Here is a 6,140-nt window from a genome sequence, read left to right as displayed (position 1 = left end):
CCATGATTTCCGGCCTTGGCGCAGTCATTGCAGCGAAACTGGGTTTTACCCCCAAACCGGGCGGCTCTTCACGCCGCTACCCGGTCAAGCTGATCTCCGTCCTCGTACTGGCGGCCATTGCACTGGCTGCAGGAAACTATTGGCAATACTCCTCGCATGCACAGGCCGAGCTGACAAGGCTGCAGGCCACTTTGACGCGGCCGGCGCAGTTTGACGGCACCGCCATCAAGGATGCCTCGCTGAAGGAGACCAGTTTTTCCAAGCAGGAAGACCACCCGCTGGCAATGAGCACCACAGACGCCGCCGCGGCGCTGGAGGACGGCTCAACCCTGTTCTACGACATCCGCGAGACCGGCGAAAACGCCATGGGCACCCTGCCCGGCGCCACTCACATCCGTTTCCCGGACTTCCTGCAGTCGCGCCCGGTGCAGCCCGGCCAAAAGGTTGTGCTGTTCTGCCACAACGGCAACCGCTCGTCGGAAACCTGCGCCAAGCTGGCGGCAATGGGCATCGACTGCAGCTTCATCGCCGGCGGTATCGAGAAATGGATCGTCGAGGGCCGCGACTTCTCCGACAAGGACGTCAAGACCCTCTCGGATCTGCGCGCCATTCCGGAATACCCGGGCAGGGACGTACTGCTCAGCACCGCTGATTTTGAGGGGCTGCTGACCACCGAGGATCTGCAGATCGTCGACACCCGCTATCCCGGTGATTTCGCGGGAGGCCACCTGCCTGGCGCCGTCAACATCCCGATCCGCAAGATGACGACTGCGGATCTGATGGACCGCATCGCCGAGCTGGACCCCAACAAGCCCACAATTGCTGCCTGTTATGACCGCCGCAGCTGTTTCATGAGCCAGGTCCTGGGACTGGAGCTGTCGCAGCAGGGCATCGATTTCCTGGGCCGCTACACCCTGCCGTGGGAATACTTCGTCGCACCGAAGCCGAAACCGCATGTGCAGGAGTGGCTGGCCGAGCAGCAGACCGGTCTGTGGGACAAGGCAATCTCGGCGCTGGCAACCGCCCTGCTGTGGGTGCATGAGCGCAGCCATATCCTGCTGGGCCTTCTGGCGCTGTCGATCGTGACCCGCATCCTGGTACTGCCCGTCGCGCTGAAATCCGAACGCGACCAGATCATCACCAATGATACGGCTGATGAAATGAAGGCGCTGAAGGCAAAGCTGGCGCATGACCCGGTGCGCAAGTCGCGCGCGGTGCAGGCTTTCTATGCCGACAAGGGCCTGACCCCGATGAAGAACCTCACCGCGCTCTTGTTCCTGCCGGTGATGATGCTGGGGGTCTCTTCCGCACAAGAAGCAAGCGCCTCGTTGCAAACCCCGTTCCTATGGATGGCTGACCTTGGCATGCCCGATCCGCTGTTCATCATGCCGGCGCTGTTCTGCGCCCTGGCCGCTGTCTACCTCTTGTGGGCCGTCGCCAAGACCAAGCGCCAGAAACTGCTGTGGATGGTACTGGGCATGCCTGCGCTGTTTGCCATGGTGTTCAGCCTGTCTGGTGCCGCCAATGCCTACCTCTGCTTCAGCTTGACACTGCTGCTGGTCCAGCGCGGCTATGTCACCGGCATGCACCGCGATTTGACTGAAGCCCTGTCCCTGCGCGCCCATAAACGCAAGCTTGCCAAACTGCCGCGCGGTGTGATCCCGATGGGTTATACCGAAGAACTGGCAGAGGCCGGCAACAAGGCCCTGCGCCTGTCGATCCTCAAGAATGCAGGCTTGCCGGTCCCCGGCGGCGTAATCGTGCGTTCAGACGCAATCCACGACTACCGCGCCATGTCTGATGCCCGGAAAGATGCATTTGCCGCGCAGGTTTTCCTGCTGGCCGGCGGCAAACCCGTCGCTGTGCGCTCCTCTGCCAGCAACGAGGACGGCGCCGATCAAAGCTTTGCAGGCGTTTTTGAATCGGTGCTCGACGTCACCGCAGACACCATGCGCGCAGCACTTGACGAAGTGGTGGAAAGCTTCTCCTCCGCGCGTGCCGCCAGCTATTCCGGCGCGGGCGACAGCACCGGACAGGGCAATATCGTGGTGCAGGAGATGGTGCAGGCCGAATATGCCGGCGTCCTTTTCACCCAGGATCCGATGGCGCCCGGCATGGCGATGATCGAATGGGTCGAGGGCTGCGGCGAGGATCTGGTTTCCGGCCGTGTCACCCCCACCAGCTTGCGCTTTGGCCGCTACACTGACCTGCCGGCAACGAAAGATCAGGACCAGACGCTCGGCATGGAGCCCTTGCTGGCCCTTGGCAAACAGATCGAGGCGACATTCGGCGCCCCGCAGGACGTGGAATGGGCGTTTGCCAACGGCCAGTTCCAGATCGTGCAAAGCCGCGACATCACCACCCTGTCGCTTGGCACCGAGCAGGAACAGACCAGCCTCGCGGAATGGCGCGATGTGCTGGACCGTTACGCCGATGCAGACCCGGATCAGACCATCCTTGAACAGGATGAAATGTCCGAAGTCCTGCCCCGCCCCACCCCGCTGTCCTTCTCATTGATGAGCGATCTGTGGGCACCCGGCGGCAGTGTTGATCTGGCCTGCCGCGAGCTGGGCGTGCCCTACGGCCTGCCTGAGGGGCGCGACGGCCATCTGGTCAACCTGTTCGGCAAAACCTATGTCGATGTGGCGCTGAAGCAGGGCATGACCCTGAAGCTGACGGCCTCCAAGGCCAAGCAGCTGCGCAAGCAGGCGCATCCGATGATCACCCGCTTCCGCGGCGAAGTGATGCCGGAATTGAAGAACAAACTGGCGATCTGGCAGGCCGTGGATTACGCCGCCCTGCCGCAGGACAAGCTGCTGGAAACCATTGCCACACTCAAGGAGCTGTTCATCCGCGAGGTCTATCTGGAGGCCGAGAAGATCAACATTCTGGCAGGTTTCACCATGGGTGAGGCTGGCACGGCAGCCGCAGGCGATCCCGCCCTGCGCGCCCATCTGATGCACGCCGAGCTGCCCAATGCGCCCTCCAGCCTGATTGCCTCCTGCACCGGCAAAGACGCCCAGGCCCGCGCCATGCAGCTGATGGGCCACCGCTCGATCTTTGATTACGAGCTGTCCTCGCCCCGCTACGCCGAAGCCCCTGCGCTGCTGAACTCGCTGCTCAGCAGCACGGTAGAGCCGATTGGCGCAGTCCCGACGCCCGCCAACCTGCCGGATGAGCTGGACGATACCATCGGCATCGCCATTGCCTATCAGGACCTCAAGGAACAGGCCAAGCACGAAGCCCTGCGCGTCGTCGCTGAACTGCGCCGCGCCCTGCTGGCGCTGGGTCAGATCAGCGGGCTGGAGGATCTGGTGTTCAGCCTGACCTTTGACGAGGTGCTGGACAGCAACTGGTCCAACCCGGACGCCCTGCGCGACCTGGCCCAGGCCCGTGCCGAGAAAGAAACGCTGCGCAAGAAATCCGCGCCCACAGCGGTCACTCTTACCCTGCGCGACTGCGAAATGCTGTCACTGGGCGCCCAGGCCCAGGCTGGCGACGGCACTATGGGCGGCACCTGCGTGGCCGGCAGCGGCAGCGCCACCGCCCGGGTATTCTGGATGGAAGACGACAGCGACATCAGCCCCGAGGCCTTTGCCGATTTCCAGGACGGCGACATTCTGGTCTGCCGGATGGTCAACCCGGCCTGGCTGCCATGGGTCCAGCGTTCCGGCGCGGTGCTATCCGAGGTCGGCGGCTGGCTCAGCCACATGGCCATTGTCGCCCGCGAAAAAGACGTCCTGATGCTGGTTGCCTGCAAGGGTCTCGACAGCCTCAGCCACGGCGAACGGGTGACCGTAAGCGAAGACGGCTCCATCCAGCCGCTGGAGGAAAAAGGCCTCAAGGTGGTCTCCGCCTGATCCGGCCAGAAAAAACAAGAAAAGGCCCGCAACCAGTTGTTGCGGGCCTTTTCTGTTGGGTAGCAATCTGCCCGCCATTCCGCTGCCACGCCCTCCCCCTTGCATTATTGGCAAAGATTGCCATATCCTGATCCAGCGAAAGGAGACCGCATATGGCCACCATGAATGTATCCCTGCCGAACCAGATGAAAGACTGGGTCGAGGACCAGGCCCGCACCGGCACCTATGCCAATTCCAGCGACTATGTCCGCGACCTGATCCGCCGCGACCAGGCCCGCACCGCCGCCATAGGTGAACTGCAATCCGCCATTGATGCAGGCCTCGCCAGCGGCCCGGCGGAAGCGCTGTCAGCACAGGACTTTAGGGCCGCAATGCGCCGCAATGGCTGAGCCGCGCTGGCTGATCCGCCCCGCCGCCCGCGCCGACCTGTCTGCCATCTGGCGCTACGGCTTGGACACCTGGAGCGAGGCGCAGGCTGATGCCTATGCCGATGGCCTGTTTGCCTTGTTCGACCTGCTGGCGGACTTCCCGGAAATGGCCCGCGAACGCACTGAATTCACGCCGCCGGTCCGCATCCATCCCAGCGGCGCGCATCTGGTGATCTACCGGCTGGAACACTCCCGCCCCGAAATCATCCGCATCCTGCACGCCCGCCAGGACCTGATGGCCTTCCTGTCAGAATAACCCGGGCAGGAACACCCGTTCCACTCTTGCTATTCCTCGCACATCTGCTCTGATACCTTGTATGGACCCGCATCTCGACCCCCGGAAAACCGCCCGGCTGATCCAGCACCTGAAGGACCAGATGGAGCAACTGCCGCCCAAGCTGAAGGCGGCGGCGAAATACGTGATCGACAACCCCGGCGACTTCGGCCTTGATACGGTCCGCACCTCGGCCGAGAGGACCGGCATCAGCGCCAACGGCTTTGTCCGCCTCGCCCAGCATCTGGGTTATGACAGCTTCGAGGCCCTCCGCGCCCCCTTTCGCGCCGCCCTCACCACTACGCACGAGGCTGACCTTGGCCAGGACTGGCTCGACCGGATGCAGGACCAAGGCCCGGCCGGCGCGCTGCAGGCATCGGCGGCGCGCAACCAGCTCAACATCACCTCCCGCTCACTGCGGCTGATGACGGCAGAGCGCACCCAGGCCATCATCGACACCCTCACCTCCGCCCGCCGCAGCTATGTCACCGCAACCCGCTCTTCCTACGCATTGGCCTATTACTTCCACTACGTCGGCCGCATGGCGCTGCCGGGGCTGGAACTGGTCCCGCGCCACATGGGCGCTGCGCTGGACGATCTGCTGGATATCACCCCCGAGGACTGCCTGATCGCCCTTACCTTCGCCCCCTACTCCGCCGGCACCATCCAGGCGCTGCGGCTGGCGGGCGAACGCGGGGCAAAGGTGATCCTGATTTCCGACAGCGAAGTCATCGCCCCCGGCATCCGCACCGATCATGTGCTGGCGGTGGCCGCCAGCTCGCTGCACCCTTTCGGCGCCGTCGGCGGCGCAATGGCGGTTCTGGAATGCCTGCTCACCCATCTGATCGCAGCCGGCGGCGAAGACGCCCGGCACCGGATAGAGGCCTATGACGCCCTGCGTCAGGACAGCGGCGCCTATTGGAGCGGCCCGAAACTGCCGCGTGTCAGCCGCTAGGGAACTTACGTGAAGCGGCCTGTCAGGCCTTGCCCGCCCCGCAATCCTCGGTATCGGCCGCCCGCGCCACCGGCTGACCGGCGCGTTGTTCGCCACCTCGGGCCTTGGCCTGGCACTGGCCCGCACAGACCGCTGAGTTGGCCCCTGCCCTCAGACATCTCCGTCAATGAACGGGTTCTGGGCCTCCCATTCATCCCGGGTGGCCCGCTTGTGATCGCCCTCCAGCCGCACTGACGCCATTGCCCGGTCGGCATAGATCTCCGACCGGAGCGGCCAGCTGAGAGCGGCATCAAACAGTCCCGGCATCAGGTCATAAGGCGCGCCGTCCTTATCCACATCCCGCATCCAAAGATGCGACCCGCAGGTGCTGCAGAACGCCCGCTCGGCAAAGGCAGAAGATTGATACCGGACCGCAGGCCCCTCCACCACCACCGCTTCCGCATCAGCCTCAAAACATAAGAAAAGCCCGCCGGTCCAGCGCTGGCACATGCGGCAATGGCAGGCTCCGGGGCGCGGGTCATGCGCCCCATCGACACGGATTTTCACGGCGCCGCACAGGCAACGGCCTTCCAGAATATCGCTCATATCCAAACTCCCCAAAGCCCGGAGTAAAGCCGCAGGCG

The 6,140-nt window shown here is 63.9% G+C and carries 5 protein-coding genes; 4 read left to right on the top strand and 1 reads right to left on the bottom strand.

The genetic code is table 11. The features are described 5' to 3' along the window. Positions 1-2: 2 nt before the first annotated feature. The 4 genes from K3724_RS22620 (at position 3) to K3724_RS22605 (ending at position 5,517) form a co-directional block, all read left to right on the top strand. Positions 3-3,860 carry a PEP/pyruvate-binding domain-containing protein gene (locus tag K3724_RS22620; RefSeq protein ID WP_259992992.1) on the top strand — a complete coding sequence of 1,286 codons (3,858 nt, stop codon included), beginning with the start codon at positions 3-5 and terminating at the stop codon, positions 3,858-3,860. 152 nt (positions 3,861-4,012) lie between these two features. Continuing rightward, complete coding sequence (locus K3724_RS22615) at positions 4,013-4,249, top strand: type II toxin-antitoxin system ParD family antitoxin (RefSeq protein WP_259992991.1); 237 nt, start codon at positions 4,013-4,015, stop codon at positions 4,247-4,249. Then, positions 4,242-4,544 carry a type II toxin-antitoxin system RelE/ParE family toxin gene (locus K3724_RS22610; RefSeq protein WP_129373159.1) on the top strand — a complete coding sequence of 101 codons (303 nt, stop codon included), beginning with the start codon at positions 4,242-4,244 and terminating at the stop codon, positions 4,542-4,544. The genes K3724_RS22615 and K3724_RS22610 overlap by 8 nt, the downstream gene beginning before the upstream one ends. A gap of 61 nt (positions 4,545-4,605) precedes the next feature. Next, positions 4,606-5,517 carry a MurR/RpiR family transcriptional regulator gene (locus K3724_RS22605; RefSeq protein WP_259992989.1) on the top strand — a complete coding sequence of 304 codons (912 nt, stop codon included), beginning with the start codon at positions 4,606-4,608 and terminating at the stop codon, positions 5,515-5,517. Between the two features lie 150 nt (positions 5,518-5,667). On the opposite strand, the gene K3724_RS22600 is transcribed toward K3724_RS22605, so the two are convergent. Beyond that, positions 5,668-6,102: a GFA family protein gene (locus K3724_RS22600; protein WP_259992987.1), complete on the bottom strand. Its 435-nt coding sequence runs from the start codon at positions 6,100-6,102 to the stop codon at positions 5,668-5,670. Between the last annotated feature and the right edge of the window lie 38 nt (positions 6,103-6,140).

The sequence above is a fragment of the Leisingera sp. M658 genome (genome assembly GCF_025144145.1).
Lineage (GTDB): Bacteria > Pseudomonadota > Alphaproteobacteria > Rhodobacterales > Rhodobacteraceae > Leisingera.
Note: the sequence above shows the minus strand (reverse complement) of the source record. Positions and strands in the feature narration are given on the sequence as shown.